This window comes from Sphaerisporangium sp. NPDC004334, from assembly GCF_053602655.1.
The window spans coordinates 86,654-101,043 of the sequence record NZ_JBSGDZ010000018.1; the positions used below are offsets into that span (position 1 = coordinate 86,654).

14 protein-coding genes are annotated in these 14,390 nt (G+C 70.7%); 5 read left to right on the forward strand and 9 right to left on the reverse strand.

What is annotated here, in order from left to right; all coding sequences use genetic code 11:
- Position 1: 1 nt before the first annotated feature.
- The 5 genes from ACWEN6_RS23990 to ACWEN6_RS24010 all read right to left on the reverse strand — a co-directional run bounded on the left by ACWEN6_RS23990 (position 2) and on the right by ACWEN6_RS24010 (position 5,382).
- Positions 2 to 1,078 (reverse strand): ABC transporter ATP-binding protein, encoded by a 1,077-nt coding sequence (locus ACWEN6_RS23990; protein WP_354926298.1) that lies wholly within the window; start codon positions 1,076 to 1,078, stop codon positions 2 to 4.
- Positions 1,078 to 2,145 carry an ABC transporter ATP-binding protein gene (locus tag ACWEN6_RS23995; protein WP_354926300.1) on the reverse strand — a complete coding sequence of 356 codons (1,068 nt, stop codon included), beginning with the start codon at positions 2,143 to 2,145 and terminating at the stop codon, positions 1,078 to 1,080. Before ACWEN6_RS23995 ends, ACWEN6_RS23990 begins: the two co-directional genes overlap by 1 nt.
- Positions 2,145 to 3,056, reverse strand: a complete 912-nt coding sequence (locus ACWEN6_RS24000) for a carbohydrate ABC transporter permease (protein WP_354926302.1) — start codon at positions 3,054 to 3,056, stop codon at positions 2,145 to 2,147. The genes ACWEN6_RS23995 and ACWEN6_RS24000 overlap by 1 nt, the downstream gene beginning before the upstream one ends.
- The gene (locus ACWEN6_RS24005) at positions 3,056 to 3,922 is read right to left on the reverse strand and encodes a carbohydrate ABC transporter permease (protein ID WP_354926304.1); all 867 of its coding nucleotides are present in this window, start codon (positions 3,920 to 3,922) and stop codon (positions 3,056 to 3,058) included. Before ACWEN6_RS24005 ends, ACWEN6_RS24000 begins: the two co-directional genes overlap by 1 nt.
- A gap of 80 nt (positions 3,923 to 4,002) precedes the next feature.
- A complete protein-coding gene (locus ACWEN6_RS24010; RefSeq protein ID WP_452572917.1) occupies positions 4,003 to 5,382 on the reverse strand; it encodes an extracellular solute-binding protein in 1,380 nt (459 codons plus the stop codon).
- A 433-nt stretch (positions 5,383 to 5,815) separates the two neighbouring features.
- Between ACWEN6_RS24010 and ACWEN6_RS24015 the strand changes: the two genes are divergently transcribed.
- The 3 genes from ACWEN6_RS24015 (at position 5,816) to ACWEN6_RS24025 (ending at position 8,063) form a co-directional block, all read left to right on the forward strand.
- Entirely contained in the window at positions 5,816 to 6,559 is a 744-nt protein-coding gene (locus tag ACWEN6_RS24015) for a GntR family transcriptional regulator (RefSeq protein WP_452572919.1), read from the forward strand.
- 93 nt (positions 6,560 to 6,652) lie between these two features.
- Positions 6,653 to 7,222, forward strand: coding sequence for a DJ-1/PfpI family protein (locus tag ACWEN6_RS24020; RefSeq protein WP_138666282.1), 570 nt, complete (start codon positions 6,653 to 6,655; stop codon positions 7,220 to 7,222).
- 19 nt (positions 7,223 to 7,241) lie between these two features.
- Positions 7,242 to 8,063: an alpha/beta fold hydrolase gene (locus ACWEN6_RS24025; RefSeq protein WP_452572921.1), complete on the forward strand. Its 822-nt coding sequence runs from the start codon at positions 7,242 to 7,244 to the stop codon at positions 8,061 to 8,063.
- An 88-nt stretch (positions 8,064 to 8,151) separates the two neighbouring features.
- On the opposite strand, the gene ACWEN6_RS24030 is transcribed toward ACWEN6_RS24025, so the two are convergent.
- The gene (locus ACWEN6_RS24030; protein ID WP_452572923.1) at positions 8,152 to 9,129 is read right to left on the reverse strand and encodes an aldo/keto reductase; all 978 of its coding nucleotides are present in this window, start codon (positions 9,127 to 9,129) and stop codon (positions 8,152 to 8,154) included.
- A gap of 55 nt (positions 9,130 to 9,184) precedes the next feature.
- Positions 9,185 to 10,201, reverse strand: coding sequence for a tyrosine-type recombinase/integrase (locus tag ACWEN6_RS24035; protein WP_452572924.1), 1,017 nt, complete (start codon positions 10,199 to 10,201; stop codon positions 9,185 to 9,187).
- Positions 10,202 to 10,599: 398 nt separating this feature from the next.
- On the opposite strand from ACWEN6_RS24035, the gene ACWEN6_RS24040 reads away from it, so the two are divergent.
- Positions 10,600 to 10,998 carry a RidA family protein gene (locus tag ACWEN6_RS24040; protein ID WP_354849378.1) on the forward strand — a complete coding sequence of 133 codons (399 nt, stop codon included), beginning with the start codon at positions 10,600 to 10,602 and terminating at the stop codon, positions 10,996 to 10,998.
- 79 nt (positions 10,999 to 11,077) lie between these two features.
- On the opposite strand, the gene ACWEN6_RS24045 is transcribed toward ACWEN6_RS24040, so the two are convergent.
- A complete protein-coding gene (locus tag ACWEN6_RS24045) occupies positions 11,078 to 11,962 on the reverse strand; it encodes an NAD-dependent epimerase/dehydratase family protein (protein WP_452572925.1) in 885 nt (294 codons plus the stop codon).
- A gap of 400 nt (positions 11,963 to 12,362) precedes the next feature.
- On the opposite strand from ACWEN6_RS24045, the gene ACWEN6_RS24050 reads away from it, so the two are divergent.
- Positions 12,363 to 13,250, forward strand: coding sequence for a LysR family transcriptional regulator (locus ACWEN6_RS24050; RefSeq protein WP_452572927.1), 888 nt, complete (start codon positions 12,363 to 12,365; stop codon positions 13,248 to 13,250).
- On the opposite strand, the gene ACWEN6_RS24055 is transcribed toward ACWEN6_RS24050, so the two are convergent.
- Complete coding sequence (locus ACWEN6_RS24055) at positions 13,247 to 14,263, reverse strand: tyrosine-type recombinase/integrase (protein ID WP_452573120.1); 1,017 nt, start codon at positions 14,261 to 14,263, stop codon at positions 13,247 to 13,249. The genes ACWEN6_RS24050 and ACWEN6_RS24055 overlap by 4 nt on opposite strands.
- Between the last annotated feature and the right edge of the window lie 127 nt (positions 14,264 to 14,390).

Here is a 14,390-nt window from a genome sequence, read left to right on the forward strand (position 1 = left end):
GTTACCTCCCGGCCTGCGACAGCGCCAGCCCGGTGCCCGCGTCGAACAGGTGCGCACGGTCCAGGTCGACCGTGACGTGCAGCCGCTCGCCCGGCGTACCGGTGAGGGTGGGTCGTGCCTTGACCTTGAGGATCTGTGTCCCCACTCGGACGTCGACCACCGTTCGGTCACCGAGCGGCTCAAGGCCGTAGAGCTCGCCCGGCAACGACGCGTTCCCGCGCCGCTCGACCGACAGGTCCTCCGCGCGCAGGCCCAGCAGCAGCGGACGGCCGTCCTCGGCGGTGGTCCAGCGGGGCCGCGGCAGCGTCCAGCCTTCCGTCCCGATCAGACGATCTCCCTCGGCGTGGCAGGCGAGCAGGCTGATCTGCGGGCTGCCGACGAAGCCCGCGACCCACTGGTTGGCCGGCCGCTCGTACACCTCGGTCGGTGTTCCGACCTGTTGCACCTTCCCCTCCTTCAGGACCGCGACCTGGTCGGCCATGGACAGGGCCTCGACCTGGTCGTTGGTCACGTAGACGAAGGTCGCTCCGAGGCTGCGGTGGATGCGGGTGAGCTCGGTGCGCATCTCGACGCGGAGCTTGAGGTCGAGGTTGGTCAGCGGCTCGTCCATGAGGAACGCGCGCGGGCTACGGACCAGCGCCCGGGCCAGGGCGACACGCTGCATCTCACCGCCCGACAGCTGCGCGGGACGGCGCTGCAGCAGGCGTTCGATGTGCAGCAGGCTCGACATCCGCTCGACGGCGGCGGCGATCTCGCTGGAGGAACAGCGGCGTGCCCGCAATGGCGAAGCGATGTTCTCGTACGCCGTGTGCCGCGGGTAGAGGGCGTAGTTCTGGAAGACCATGGCCAGGTCGCGTGCGGCCGGGGAGTCACCGGTGGCGTCCCTGCCGTCCAGATGCACCGACCCGGCGTCGAGCTTCTCAAGGCCGGCGATCGCTCGCAGGGTCGTCGTCTTGCCCGCCCCGGAGGGTCCGAGCACGACGAAGAACGATCCGTCCGGCACCTCCAGTGTCACCCCGTCCAGGGCCTGGACTTTGCCGAAGGACTTGCACAGCCCGTGCGCTGCCACGGTTCCCATCAGGCCACCAGCTCTTCCGTGCTCACGTCGTAGACCGCCGGGGTCGCGCCGGTGTGCCGCAGCCCGACCGATGCGTCCGCGGCGAAACGGAGGGTCGGTGGCATCCGGACCCGTACGTCGCGCTGGCCGCCGTGGTCGACCACGTAGATGATCTCGTCGCCCAGCCACTCCGCCGAGACCACGCGGGCCGGGACCGAACGTTCCGCTCCTGGTTCTGTGACTTCCAGCGCCTCCGGCCGGACGCCCGCGACCAGGCTACGGTCGCGCGGCAGGCCTGGCGGTGGCGTGAGATCCAGTCCGCCCTTGGCGCGCAGCTTTCCGTCGGCCACCTCCACCTCGATCAGGTTCATCGGCGGGGAGCCGATGAAAGCGGCGCAGAAGAGACTCGCCGGGCGGTCGTAGACCTCCAGCGGCGTGCCGATCTGCTCGACGCGGCCCTTGTTGAGGATGGCGATTCTGTGACCGAGCGACATCGCCTCGACCTGGTCGTGGGTGACGTAGACCATCGTCGTCCCCAGTTCGCCCTGCAGGTGCTTGATCTCCGTGCGCATGTCCGCCCTCAGCTCCGCGTCCAGATTGGTGAGAGGTTCGTCCATGAGGAATGCGCGCGGTCGTCGCACCAGGGCGCGGGCGAGCGCGACGCGCTGCTGCTCCCCGCCGGACAGCCGGCGCGGCCGCCGGTCCAGGAGCGGACCGAGCCGCATCAGCCGGGCGGCCTCGTCGACCCGTTCGCGCACCTCCGCCTTGGGCAGTCCCTCGGCCCGCAGGGGGAACGCCAGGTTGTCGCGGGTTCGCAGATGCGGGTAGAGAGCGTAGAACTGGAACACCATGGCGATGTCGCGCTCGGCGGGCGGCAGGTCGTTGACCAGCGTGTCGCCGATGCGGATGTCGCCCGTCGTCTGCCTCTCCAGGCCGGCTATGGCCCGCAGCGTGGTCGTCTTGCCGCACCCCGAAGGGCCGAGCATCACGAACAGCTCGCCGTCGCCGATGGACAGGTCCACGTGCTCGACCGCGACCGTCCCGTCCGGGTAGCGCTTGTGCAGGGCGGTCACCTCGATGCCCGCCATCAGCGTCGCACCGCCCCGAGGGTCACACCGGCGACCAGGTGCTTGCGCACCAGGTAGGCGAAGACGAGCACCGGCAGGGCGAACACCACGGAGGCGGCGGCCACCAGACCCCAGTCCACGGTGGTGCCACCGATGAGGCCGGCGATGGCGGGTGGGGCCGTGCGCACGTTGTCGCTGGAGGTGAGGAAGATGGCGAACACGAACTCGTTCCACGAGAAGATGAGGGCGAACACCGCCGTCGCGGCGATGCCGGGCAGGAGCAGGGGAAGGGTGAATCGCCGGAACGCCTGCAGGCGGGTGTAGCCGTCGAGCATGGCGGCATCCTCGTACTCTGCGGGCACCTCGTCGACGAACCCCTTCATCATCCAGATCGTGAAGGGGACGTTGAACGCGGCGTAGATGAGGATCAGGCCGAGCTGGGTGTTGATGAGCCCGGCTTGGCGGTACATGAGGAAGATCGGGATCACGACCACCACGGGTGGCATGAAGCGGGTGGACAGGATGAAGAACAGCTGGTCCTTCTTGGCCTTCACGGCGAAGCGTGAGTAGGCCCAGGCCGCCGGGACCCCCAGCACGGTGGCCAGCGCCGTGGAGACCCCGGCGACCACGACGGAGTTGAGGAAGGAGACCGACAAGGGCGAGCGACCGCCGCCGGAGGCGACGAACACGTCCTTGAAATGGTCCAGAGTGACCTTGAAGTCGAAGAACTTGGCCGGGATGGCGTAGACGTCCCGGTTCTCCTTGATGGAGGTCTCGATCATCCACAGCACCGGGAAGAGCATCACGACGGCCAGCACGGCCAGCAGCGCGACCTCCAGCACGGCGCGGCCCCGGCCGCCGAAGCGGCGCGCGGGGGGCGTGTGATCCCGGGCAGGACCTGTGGACACGGCCTCGTCGACGGAGACGGCCATCAGTCCTCCTTGAGCTTGTTCAAGTAGCGCAGGTAGAGCTGCGTGAGGACGATCACGACCAGGACCATGAGGATCCCGTACGCCGAGGCGGTTCCGGTGTTGAAGCCCAGGAACGCGACCTTGTAGACGTGGAACGACAACGTCTCGGTGGAGACCCCCGGGCCTCCGCTGGTGAGGATGTAGACGAGGTCGAACAGCCGGAAGGCCTCGATGGCCCTGAACAACACGGCGATGAGGAGCAGCGGCCACACCAGCGGAAGGGTGATGGTGCGGAACCGGAACCACTCCGACGCCCGGTCGATCGAGGCGGCCTCGTACAGGTACTTGGGAACCGCGGTGAGGCCGGCGAGTGCGATGAGCATGATGAACGGCGTCCATTGCCAGGTGTCGACCACGATCAGGGAGATCAGTGCCGTCCGCTGCCGGGTGAGCCACTCCACCTGCCCCAGGCCGAGCGAGCCGAGCATGCTGTTGACCACGCCGAACTGCGCGTCGAGCATGAACCGCCAGAACAGCCCGACCACGACCGGCGACAGCATCATCGGAACCAGGAACAGAGTGGTCAGCACTCCTCGCCCGTGCGTGCGCCGTGAGATCAGGTAGGCGATGGCGAAACCGAGCACCGTCTGCAGGGCGACCGCGCCGACCACGTAGATCAACGTCGTCAGGGCCCTCAGGTGCACCTGCGCCGAAGCCAGGACGGCGGTGTAGTTCTCGAACCAGATGAAATGGGCCGGCCCCCCGCGGGTGGCCGAGTAGTCGGTGAACGACAGGTACAACGCCCACAGCAACGGGAACACCGACATCGCCAGCAACAGCAGCAGCGCGGGGGAGATGAAGGCCACGGCGAGCCCGCGGTCGCTCAACCGGCGGGACCGGCCCGGTGCAGGCGGCGTCGCGGACGCCACCTGCCCGGGGCGGTCGGTCGTCAGAGGGGCGGGGTCACTCACAGTCCGCCGCCGCCCTTGCCCTTGCCGGAGTCGAGCACGCCCTGCTGCCCCTTGGCGATGTCGTCGAGCGCGTCCTTCGGCTTCTTCGCGCCGTTGAGAGCCGCGTTCACGTTGGTGTTCTCAATGTCGACCAGGCGCGCGTACTCCGGGACATTCCACATGTCCCGCATCCGCGGCACCGAGTCGGCGTACACCTTGTTGAACGGCCCGGCGTTGAGGAACTCGGGCGACGCCAGGGCGTCGGTACGCGACGGCACGCCACCGGCCGCGGCCCACTTCTTCTGGATGTCGGCCTGCTCGAACCACTTCATGAAGTTCAGGGCCTCGGCCTGGTTCGCCTCGGGGGAGTAGGCCGACACGTGCATCCCCATGCCGCCGAGAGGCACCAGGTTGGTCTTCTGGGTCGGCAGGGTGGCGAAACCCAGCTTGTCGAGGATCTGCTCCCGCGTGGTGCCGAGCGTCGACTGCTTGGGGTCGAGCAGGCCGCCGCTCGCGGCGATCCAGTTGAACGCGATGCACGCCTTCCCCTGGGCGACCGCCGCGTTCACCTCGTCGATGAACCAGTTGCCCGAGCCCTTGGCGGTCAGCGGCTTCATCTTGTTGACCAGGACGTCCATCGCCTCCTGACCCGCGGGGTCGTTGAGGACGCCGTCGATCTTGCGCGTCTTGGGGTCCCAGAGGTTGCCGCCGTAGACGCCGTTGACCGTGTTGTAGGTCACGGCCGCGGCGTCGGAGCCGTTGGCCTGGTGGAAGGCCAGCCCGCTGACGCCGGGGTTCTCCGTCTGGCACTTCTGGGCGGCTGAGATCATCTCGTCCCAGGTCTGCGGCGGCTTGTCGCCGATCAGGTCCTTGCGGTAGATCATCGTCCAGGTGTCGCCGAGCAGCGGCAGTCCGTACATGCTGGCGTTCTCGTCGCGCTTGCCGGTCTCCGCCTGGGGGAACTGGCCGTAGGCCGCCAGCAGGTACGGGTTGTAGGCGTTGACGTCGATGTTCTTCTTGACGAAGTCGGTGATGTCGAGGATGTTGCCGTTCGTCACGGCCTCGCCGATGTGCTGCGAGTCCAGGATCGGGATGTCGAAGTCGGTCTTGTGCGCCGCGAACTGGGTGAACATCGCGTCGTGCCAGTTCGCGTTCGGCACGGTGTTGACCTTGACGGTCACATTCGGCCGATCCTTCTTGTACTCGGCGTTCGCGAAGGCTTCCAGCGCGTGGGCGGGGGGCCAGTCGAACCAGATGAAGCTGAGGGTCAGCGGGTCCTTGGTGAGCTCGGGGATGGTCGCCGGCGCCTTGGGGGCGCTCGCCTTCGCGCCGTCGTCCTGGCCGCCGCAGGCCGCCATGGTCGTGGCCAGCAACATGGCCGCCGTCGCCAGCTGCACCTTTCGACCGGGAATGGACAGTCGTCCTATTCGCTGTGGATACCGCACCTTCTTGCCTGCTTTCTGGGGGGTGTCTGGAGGCTTGCTGCGTGCTTCGCCGAGCGGTTGCCGGGATGTTCAGGCGTGTCGCCGGCTGTCGCGGGCCGACCCGCGGACCGGCGTCACGAGTACGCCGCGAGGTGATGGGGCTTCGAGCAGCCGAGAGGTCCTTCGGTCCTCGTGCGGCCCGGTGGCGAACCGAGTAGGACGTCGAGCATGCTCATGGGAGCTCCAACTGATCGAAGCGGAGCGATGGCGGGCGGTTCCCCGATGGGTGAAGGATGGCCGGCATCCGTCACGTTTCCTATACGATCCGAGTGGGGGCAGCATCCCGCAGCGTTGCGACCGATGTCAACAGGTCCCCCGAAGACGCAGGAAAGGACCTCACGTCACGATGGACGACGAAGCGATGATCGCGCGGCGCCGTGGGGCCATGACGGGCGCGAAGCCGCCGGGAAGATCTCGCGGCCGGCTTGCCGACGAGGTGTACGACACGCTGCTCGGACAGCTCATGTCGCTACGGATCGAGCCCGGCTCCCGCGTCACGATCGACGTCCTGGCGCGAGAGCTGGGGGTCTCGCAGACGCCGATCCGAGACGCTCTGAACCGCATGGAGGCCGAGGGCCTGGTCGTGCGTGTGCCCCATGCCGGCTATCGCATTCCCCCCCAGATCACCCGTCACCGATTCGAGGACATGCTCGAGGTCCGCCTGCTGCTGGAGCCGGCGGCTGCGCGCAGATCCGCCGAACGCGCATCCTCGGGGCAGGTGGCCGGTCTGCGGCGAATGCTGGAGGAGATGGCGGAGCTGGAGGGGGGCGACGGGCCCATGGCCTATGGCGCCTTCGGGCTGCGCGACGCCGCTTTCCACGACCTCGTCGCCCTGAGCGCGGAGAACCAGGTCATCCGCGAAGCGCTCGCACGCCTGCACGCGCACGTGCACCTGTTCCGGCTTCTCCACGACACCCAGGTCACTCACCTGGCCATGGCCGAGCACGAAGAGGTCCTGGCCGCGATCGCCGCGCGTGACCCCGACGCCGCCGCCTACGCCATGCGCCGGCACATCCTGCTGTCCGGCGAGCGGTTCCGGCGATTGTTCGACGAGGCCAAGGACGCGGACGCAATGGCGGTGGAGGCTTGACGGGCGGCCTGGGCCGAGGAATGCTAACCCAATCGGATCGGATTGGATCGGATTGGATCCACCTCACCCGCCCCCAGATGTGAGGAGAAGCAGGTGCCCAGAGCGCTGCTCCTGACCGGCGACGCCGCCGAGGAGCTCGACACCATGTATCCCTACTATCGCGTGCAGGAGGGCGGCTGGGACGTCGACGTCTCGTCACGGACGATGCGTGACGTGCAGCTGGTCATCCACGAGTTCGACCCCAACTCCGACGCCTACGTGGAGAAGAACGGCCGGAAGCTGCCGGTCGACGTGCCCTGGGCCGAGGTCGACGTCGAGCGCTATGACGCCCTCATCATCCCCGGGGGACGCGCCCCCGAGTGGATCCGCGTCGACGCCGACGTCAGGCGCATCACCGAGCACTTCTTCGCGCGCAACCTCCCCATCGCGCTGGTGTGCCACGGCGCGCAGGTGCCGGCCGTGTACGGGCTGCTGAAGGGTCGAAAGACGGCGTGCTTTCCCCCCATCACCGGTGACATGGAGAACGCGGGCGCGACGGTCATCGACGCTCCCGACGTCGTGGACGGCAACCTCGTCTCCTGCCGGGGGTGGCCCGACATGCCGCAGTTCGGCAGGGCGATGATGGAGGTCTTCTCCAAGTCCATCAACTCCGCATCGGCATGAGCACACCGGACCTGTCGCGGTGACGGCACTTCGGACCGTCACCGTCGACGGCTCCCCCGTCCACGTCCTTCAGAGCGGCACCGGGCCCGCGGTGCTGATGCTGCACGGCTCCGGACCCGGTACGACCGGATCCGGCGCCTGGGCGGCGACGGCACAGGCGCTGGGCACGTCCTGGCACCTGGTGGCTCCTGACCAGGCGGGATTCGGCCGCACACCGATCCCCGCGGGCTCCAGGGGCGGGCTCCGGCTGTGGACGGAGCAGGCCGCAGGCCTGATGGACGCTCTCGGCGCCGAGCACTACGCCGTGGTGGGCCACTCCATGGGCGGTGCCGTGGCGCTGGCGTTGGCGGCCGCGCGTCCAGAGCAGGTCACCCGTGTCGTGGCGGTCTCGACGATGGGTGCCCCCGGGGCGCCGCTGTCCGCCGAGCTCGACGCGATCTGGGCCGCCCCCGCCGGCCCGCTCGGGGCACGAGACATGTTGAGTCGCCTCGTCCTGGACCAAGCGCTCGTCACCGAGCCGGCCGTCGCCGCCCGTGCGGCCGCCATGCGAGCGGGGGCGGCCGCATTCGCGTCGTTGTTCCCTCCACCCAGGGCACGCTGGGCCGACGAGCTCACCCTCTCGGCGCGAACGCTGGCAGGGATCCGCGCGCCCGTGCTGCTCGTCCACGGCGCCCAGGACCGGGTCACCCCGCTCAGGACGGCAGCCCTGCCCCTGCTCGAACACCTGGCCGATGTCCGTCTGCACGTCCTCGGCCGATGCGGGCACGTGCCGGCGCTCGAGCACCCGCACGACTTCAGGCGACTCCTGACCTGCTTCCTCGGCCGGGAACCAGGTCACTGATCGGCGCGACAGGTCCGCAGCCCGCGCTCAAGCGGATCAGCATACGGACGTGACCGGGTCCGTCCCCGACGGGCCGGACCCCGGGGGATCACCAGCGGTGGTGGACCAGCGGGCGGATCAACTCGTCGTACACCGACGCCACAGCCGCATGGGTCTGCTCCGACAGCGGCGCGAGCCGCGCGGCGGCGGCGTTGGCCGCGGCCTGCCGCTCGTTGCGGGCGCCGGGGATCACCACGCTGACCGCCGGGTGGTCGATGATCCAGCGCAGCGCGAACTGGGCCGTCGTCATCCCCTCCGGGACCAGCGGCTTGAGCCGCTCCACCGCCGCCAGACCCGTGGCGTAGTCCACGCCCGAGAAGGTCTCCCCGACGTCGAAGGACTCCCCGTGCCGGTTGAAGGCCCGGTGGTCGTCAGGGCCGAAACTGGTGTGCTCGTCGTAGCGGCCCGACAGCAGGCCGCTGGCCAGCGGCACCCGCGCGATGATGCCCACCCCGGCCTCGGCCGCCGCCGGAAGCACCTGCTCCAGCGGCTTGAGCCGGAAGGCGTTGAAGATGATCTGCACGCTGGCCACACCCGGCCGCGCGATCGCGGTCAGCGCCTCCTGGCAGGTCTCCACGCTCACCCCGTAGGCGGCGATCCTGCCCTCCTGCACCAGGGTGTCCAGCGCGTCGTACACCGCCTGATCGCTGAAGACCGGGGTCGGCGGGCAGTGCAGCTGCACCAGGTCGATGGTGTCGACGCCGAGGTTCTGCCGCGACCGGTCGTTCCAGGCCCGGAAATTGTCCAGCGTGTACGCCGAGGGCACCTGCGCCACCCGGCGGCCCATCTTGGTGGCCACCGTCAGACCCGGCCGCTCCTTGAGCAACCGGCCGACGATCTGCTCGCTGCGCCCGTCACCGTACACGTCGGCCGTGTCGATGAACGTCACCCCCGCCTCGACGGCGGCGTGCAGCGTCGCCAGCGCGTCGTCCTCGCCCACCTCACCCCAGTCGGCGCCCAGCTGCCACGCCCCCAGGCCCACGACCCCGACCTGCCTGCCCGTTCTTCCCAATTCACGCTTTTGCACAGCCCGATCGTACGGGCCCGCGCCCGCCCCCGAGGACGGCGGGTGACCAACGCGGTCAGCCGCCCGCCGCACGCCCCCGCAGCAGCGGATGCGCCCGCATCGCCACCTCCAGCTCCCCGGGCAGCTCGTCACGGTAGCGGCCCAGCGTCGCCAGGTCGCTGTGCCCCAGCACCCGGCGCACCGCGTCCATGTCCACCGCGTCGGCCAGCAGATGCGTCGCGGTCGTGTGCCGCAGCCCGTGCGGGGTCACCGAACGCCGCTGCGCCGGGTCGACCCGCCGCTGCACCCGGTCGATGACCGCCTGCACATCACCCCGCGCCAGCCGCCGCCCCCGCCACGACAGCAGCAACGCCTTCTCGGCCGTGGCCGGCCGGGCGGCCGCCAGGTAGACCTCCAGCACCTCGGCGACATCGCCCGGCAACGGCACATCACGCGTCTTGCCGCCCTTGCCGAAGATGCGCCAGTAACGCACCCCGTCATTGGTGTAGAAATCCTCGACGTTGGCACGCACCAGCTCAGACACCCGCGGGCCCAGCGTCGACAGCAACAGCACGATCAACGCGTCACGCACCTCGGTGCGCTGGTCACGCCGCCCGCCCCGCGGCTCGGCCACCGCCTGCTCACGCGCCGCGCCCACCAGCCCCTGCGCCTGCTCACGGGTCAGCGCCCGGCGCTCGGCGCGCAGCCCGCCGCGTTCCTTGGCCGTGACGGTGGCCGTGGTCATCGGATCGACCTGCACCCAGCCCGACAGGGTCGCGTGCTTGAAGAACGCCGACACCGACCGGCGGAACCGCGACTGCGAAGAGGGACTCTGCGCCGCGCCGGCGGGGGAGGAGCGCCGCCCGTCGGGCTTGCGCGCGAACGCCAGCAGCACCGCGTCGACATCCTCACCGGTCAGATCGTCCAGCACGCGCCCGGCCCCCGCCAGCTCGGCGAAGGTGGCCACGTCACGGCCGTACACCTCGGCCGTCGCCGGGGACAGCGCCCCGGTGACCGTCTTGGCGCGCACCAGCTCCACATAGCGGTCGACGCACTCCTCCACGGTGAGGCGCTTGAGCTTCACAGGCCGCATCGATCAGTCCTTCCGGAGGGCAACCACGGGCACCGTACCGGCCCCCACCGACAATTGCGCTCGCCTGCGCTCGCCGAACGCGATCACACCATCGACCACCGGCCCGATCTTCCACCCACGCGGGCTTCGCCGCCAGAGACGAACCAGAGCCGGCCGTCGACGACGTCCACGCCCCCCTTGCCGGCGCCCCACAGCACACAGCGAGCGCCGCGCGATAGTACGGACGCACCCGCGCTCGCGCATCCGCTGACACCACGCCCCTGACACGGCACCGCTCGCAGCGCACCGCGCCGCGCCGCACGACCGGCCGGCCGGCCGCAAAACCACATGACAGCCGGCCGGCGCCCCCGCCATGATGACCGCGATCACCACATCCACCCCAGGCAAGGAGCCCCGCCATGGCACGCCGCACCATCACCACCGGCCTGCTCCCGCCGCCCGGATACGCCCACGCCGCCGTCGTCGAAGCGGGGGAGAGGCTCGCCTTCATGGCCGGAGCCGTCCCCCTGGACGCCACCGGCGCCCTGGTCGGCGAGGGCGACCCCGCCGCCCAGACCCGCCAGGTCCTGGCCAACCTCGCCACCGCCCTGCACGACGTCGGCACCGGCCTGCGGCACGTCATCGCCAGCACCGTCTACGTCGCCACCACCCGCCACCAGGACCTGCCGGAGGTATGGGAGGTCGTGCGCGCCAGCGAACTGTCCGACGGCCCGCACACCTCCACACTGCTCGGCGTCTCCTTCCTCGGCTACACCGGCCAGCTCGTCGAGATCACCGCCACCGCCGTCATCCCCTGACGGGCCCCGCCGCTCACGCGCCGACCCGCCCGCCGCCGTCATCGGGGACGGCGGCCACCCGGCCCCCGGGCACGCCTCGTCACCGCGCCCCCGGAACGCGCGGCCCGGACAGCTCGGCCAGCGCGTCGACCCGCGTGGGCCTCCACCCAAGCTCCCGCCGCGCCCTGGCCCCGGTCATCCGCTGGTCCAGCGCGAACGCCTCGGCGATCGGCCCCATCCGCTCCACCGCCCCCGCCAAACTGATCGACTCCGTCCGCCCCCCGAGCCCCGCCCCGCGGCTCAACGCCCGCGTGACCTCCGCCAACGGCACGTTCTGGCCGCTCACCCCCGCGTACACCGCACCCGCCGGCGCACCGAGCGCCAGCACGTACAGCTCGGCGACGTCGTCCACATGCACCAGCGCCCAATGATTGGCCCCGTCCCCGATGCACGGCACCGCACCCGCCGCGAGCCCCGGCTCCACGAAGAACCCATGCGCCAGCCCGCCACCCCGGCCGTACACCAGACCCGGCATCACCACCACCGGACGCCCCCCGCACCGCGCCCTGGCCAGCACCCGCTTCTCGTTCTCCAGCCGCCACGCCGTGATCGCCGGCGGACGCAGCGGCGCCTCCTCACCGACCACCCCATCGGTGTCCCCGTACACCCACACTCCGCCGGTGTGCACATACGGCCGCCCCCCGGCGCCGTCCAGAAGCGCCTCGGCCGCCGCCAGATCCACCCGCGCGGTGTCCCCGGCGTAGTCCGCCCCCAGATGGATCACCCCGTCCGCCTCGGCCGCCGCCTCGCGCAGTACCTCAAGGTCGCCGAGAGCGCCCCGCACCGGCCGCGCCCCCAACTCCGCGACGACCGACGCCGAACGCTCGCCGCGCGCCAGCGCCGCCACCCGCACGCCACGCCGCCGCAGCGCCGCGATCGTGACCCGGCCGATGTAGCCCGACCCACCGGTGATGAACACCTTCATCGTTCCCAGATCCCTTCCAACCGCGGCGGGAACCCCCGCCGCGATCCACCATCGCCCTGGGACCAACTGGACGTCCAACACCTTCTCCAGCACCGGTGATGCCCACCGGGCATCACCCCACCACGGTCACCCGCCCACCCCGGCCAAGTCGCGGACCAGGGGAGAAGGGGACCACAGGACAGGCAGGACCAGAGAGGGAGACCCGGGGGACAGGCAGGACCGCGCGCAGCCCGCACCACCCGGCCCGGCCTACGCTGAGGACACCGGCTCACCGACGACGTGGTGCGCCGCATAGATCGGCGCATCGTCGCCCACAGGGAACGCCTCGGGCTCATCTGACCCGAAGACACTCCCGCGACATCGCCGGCAGACCACGCCGGCCCCCGGCCAGGAGGGTGCGATGGACATCGACCTGCGCAAACTGCGCTACTTCGTCGCCGTGGCCGAAGAACTGCACTTCGGACGCGCCGCCGAACGCCTCTACATCACCCAGCCCGTCCTGTCCCGGCAGATCCGCGCCCTCGAGCAAGACCTCGGCACCACCCTGTTCACCAGGAACCGGCGATCCACCGAACTCACCCCCACCGGCCAGGTGCTCCTGGAAGAAGCCCGCCCCCTGCTGGCCTCGGCCACCGCGCTGACCCGCCGCCTCACCCGCGCCGCCCACGGCGCCCCCGCCTTCACCATCGCCTTCATGCCCGGCACCACCGTGACCGCCACCGTGCGCACCCTCACCGCCCGCCACCCCGGCCTGACCGTCAACCTGATGCGCACCACCTGGGACGACCAGACCGACGTCCTCCACGACGGCCGAGCCGACGCCGGCCTCGTGCGCATGCCCGTCGAACAACGCGGCCTGCGCCTGCTGCCCCTCTACACCGAGCCACGCGTCGCCGTCGTCTCCACCGAACACCGCCTGGCGGGCAAGACCACGATCAAGGTGGCCGACCTCGCCGGCGAACCCATGCTCCAAAACCCCGACGCCGTCCCCGAATGGCGCGACCTGCCCGGCCGCCTCACCGGCCACCCCGCGACGCCACGGCCGGTGTTCCACAGCGTGGAGGAGAAACTCGAACACCTCGCCGCCTGCCACGGCGTCATCGTGCTGCCGCTGTCGGTCGCCGCCTACTACACCCGCCCCGACATCACCCACGTGCCCGTCGATGACATCCCGCCCAACCAGGTGTGCCTGGCCTGGAGCCGCACCCGCCGATCACCCCTGGTGCAGGAGTTCGCCGACATCGCCGCCGACCACTTCACCACCACCCCGCGACCGCACCCCGTCTAACCCCGCCCGGCCCCGGGCCGCGGGCCGGCGTCCTGCGGCCCCGGATCCGGCCGCAGCCGGTCCAGCACCCCGTACGCCGGATTGCCCCGCGCCGCCGCCCGCACCTCCCGCGCCGTCGATGCCACATACGCCTGCCCGGTCACGATCGACGAATGGCCCAGCAACTCCATCAACTCGTGCGCCGAAGCACCCCGCTCGGCCAGCCGGGTAGCGAACTCGTGCCGCAGCGCGTGCACCAGCGTCCCCCGCTGCACCCGATCATGAACACCGGCGTACCGGTAACACTGACGCACCAGGTACTGCAGCCCACCGCGCCGCAACGGCTCGTTCCTGGTGTCGACCAGCAACGCCGCCGACCGGGGGAGCGCCGCCGCCCCGAACCGCCGCGACCGGCTCGCCAGATACTCCTCGATCAGCCGCTCGATCGGCGGCTCGATCGGCAGCGACCGGGTCTTGCCGCCCTTGCCCACCACCTGGATCCGGCGATCACCCGCGGACCCGCCCACCGACCCCAGCGTCAGCCCCAGCAACTCCGCCGAACGCATCCCGGTCACCAGCGCCAGCGCCAGCACCACCAGGTCGCGCTCCACCCACGGATCGCGGGCCTTGCGCGCCCCGGCCGCCACCCGCTCCAGCAGCGTCTGCGACGCCGTCCCATCGCCCAGCAACGGCTTTGGCGCCTTGGCCGGCTGCTTGGGACGGGGGACCGCCGCCATCGGATTGCCCTCCAGCATCCCCTCGGCGACGCAGAACGTCAGAAACTGGTTCCACGCGCTCCACGCGCGGTTGACGCTCGCCGCCGAACGCGGACCGGCGAACTCCGCGAACGCGCCCCGCACCAGGCGGCCGCTCAGGCGGCGCACCTCCAGATCGGCAACCGGCACACCGGCCAGCTCCGCCGCCGCGGCGGCCACCGACCGCAGATCGCGCTCGTACCCGGCGATCGTGTGCGGGGAGAGCTTCTTGGTGCGCAGCGAGGAGAGGAACTCCGCCGCGGCCTCGGGCAGGCGCATCAGCACCAGCGGATCGCGGTCATCCACGGCCTTCACCCTCCGGAAAGCGGCGACCTCCTCGGACGCGGCGCACGTGGCTGCGATTATGCATCAAACCCGCACAAGTGGCCCGCCGACACGCCGGACC

What these genes read in the sequence shown, in the direction of transcription:
- ACWEN6_RS23990 (WP_354926298.1), bottom strand. Translation starts at nt 1,078, where the DNA reads ATGGGAACCGTGGCAGCGCACGGGCTGTGCAAGTCCTTCGGCAAAGTC.
- ACWEN6_RS23995 (WP_354926300.1), bottom strand. Translation starts at nt 2,145, where the DNA reads ATGGCGGGCATCGAGGTGACCGCCCTGCACAAGCGCTACCCGGACGGG.
- ACWEN6_RS24000 (WP_354926302.1), bottom strand. Translation starts at nt 3,056, where the DNA reads ATGGCCGTCTCCGTCGACGAGGCCGTGTCCACAGGTCCTGCCCGGGAT.
- ACWEN6_RS24015 (WP_452572919.1), top strand. Translation starts at nt 5,816, where the DNA reads ATGGACGACGAAGCGATGATCGCGCGGCGCCGTGGGGCCATGACGGGC.
- ACWEN6_RS24035 (WP_452572924.1), bottom strand. Translation starts at nt 10,201, where the DNA reads ATGCGGCCTGTGAAGCTCAAGCGCCTCACCGTGGAGGAGTGCGTCGAC.
- ACWEN6_RS24040 (WP_354849378.1), top strand. Translation starts at nt 10,600, where the DNA reads ATGGCACGCCGCACCATCACCACCGGCCTGCTCCCGCCGCCCGGATAC.
- ACWEN6_RS24045 (WP_452572925.1), bottom strand. Translation starts at nt 11,962, where the DNA reads ATGAAGGTGTTCATCACCGGTGGGTCGGGCTACATCGGCCGGGTCACG.
- ACWEN6_RS24050 (WP_452572927.1), top strand. Translation starts at nt 12,363, where the DNA reads ATGGACATCGACCTGCGCAAACTGCGCTACTTCGTCGCCGTGGCCGAA.
- ACWEN6_RS24055 (WP_452573120.1), bottom strand. Translation starts at nt 14,263, where the DNA reads ATGCGCCTGCCCGAGGCCGCGGCGGAGTTCCTCTCCTCGCTGCGCACC.